We start from the raw sequence: 1,430 nt of genomic DNA, 5'->3' as shown, positions 1-1,430 counted from the left end.
AAATGATCCCGTTCACCAGGCAGACGCTGTTCTTTTCGGCGACGATGCCGCCCGAAATCACCAAGCTCACCGAAAAGTTCCTGCACGCGCCGGTCCGCGTCGAGGTTTCGAAGGCAGCATCCGCCGCCACCAACATCATCCAGCGGCTGGTCAAATCAGGCTCCAAGCCATGGGACAAGCGCGAGACGCTGCGCAATTTGATCAAGGCCGAAGACGCAGAACTGAAGAACGCCATCATCTTCTGCAACCGCAAGGTCGAAGTGTCGGAGCTGTTCCGCTCGCTGCTGAAGCATGATTTCGACGCCGGTGCGCTGCATGGCGACATGGACCAGCGCGCGCGCATGCAGATGCTGGCCAATTTCCGCGACGGCAAGCTGCGCTACCTCGTCGCTTCCGACGTTGCCGCGCGCGGCCTCGACATTCCCGATGTCAGCCATGTCTTCAACTATGACGTGCCGATCCACGCCGAGGACTATGTCCACCGTATCGGCCGCACCGGGCGCGCCGGACGCTCCGGAAAATCCTTCACCATCGCGACCAAATCTGACACCAAATACATCGATGCCATCGAACGTCTGATCGGCAACAAGATCGAGTGGCATGACGGCGACTTGTCGACGGTGGTTGCCAGCGAAGGCGAGGACGATGCTCCGCGCCGTGGCAAGGGCGCGCCGCGCCGTGCCGGCCGCAAGGACGACGACCGCGGCAGGGAAAAGAGCGGCGAGCGCAAACCGCGCGAACGCCACGCCAAGCGCAGCGAAGATGCCGCACCGGAAACAGTCCGCGAGGATCAGCCGGTGGCCGAGGCCGCAGCCGCCGACATCGGCGAACGGCGTTCGCGCAAGGAAGCGATCCGTTCGGAAAACACCGAGCGCAAATCATCCGATCGCAATGAACAGCGCGCACCCGAACGCGGCGACACCCGGCCACAGCGTGACAACAGCCGCCCTGCCCGCCAACGCCACCAGGAAGACAATGATTCCACCGTTGGCTTCGGCGACGACATGCCGGCCTTCATGCGGATCGTCGCCAAGGTCTGATCCCGACCGCTTCGAAGGCGAGCCGGCCACTCGGCTGCCTTCTCGGCAAAGCTCTTTCAGCCTGGCTCGCCCGTTACATCGGCCCAGGCATCATCTTGGTCGGTTTTTCCAGCATCGGAAACTCGGCCTTGTTGCATTTCACGTTCGGGTTCGTCGGACTGAACATGCCGTTCGGGTTGTCCCCGAGCCAGGCATGAAGGTCGTAATGGACGAACTCCTTCGGGATGAGAGGGTAGTGCCCCTCCATAGGTCCCATGAAGGTTTGGCCAAACAGCTTGGGCGGCTCCTTGGTGTCCGGCGTCAGCGGCACCAGCCATTCCACTCCGACCAACTTCAGGCCTTCCTTGGTCGGCTCGTAGATCAGCACGTTCGGCCTCATCGGATCAAGCT

The 1,430-nt window shown here is 62.2% G+C and carries 1 protein-coding gene and 1 pseudogene; one reads left to right on the top strand and one right to left on the bottom strand.

What is annotated here, in order from left to right; translation table 11 throughout:
• A partial coding sequence (locus EN893_RS33890; RefSeq protein WP_164901376.1) for a DEAD/DEAH box helicase occupies positions 1-1,040 on the top strand: 1,040 nt, incomplete at its 5' end.
• Positions 1,041-1,113: 73 nt separating this feature from the next.
• Here EN893_RS33890 and EN893_RS33885 read toward each other — a convergent pair.
• A pseudogene (locus EN893_RS33885) lies at positions 1,114-1,430 on the bottom strand (hypothetical protein); the annotation flags it as partial.

This window comes from Mesorhizobium sp. M7A.F.Ca.CA.004.04.2.1, assembly GCF_004022825.1.
Classification (GTDB): Bacteria; Pseudomonadota; Alphaproteobacteria; order Rhizobiales; family Rhizobiaceae; genus Mesorhizobium.
This window is presented reverse-complemented; position numbering and strand designations above follow the sequence as displayed.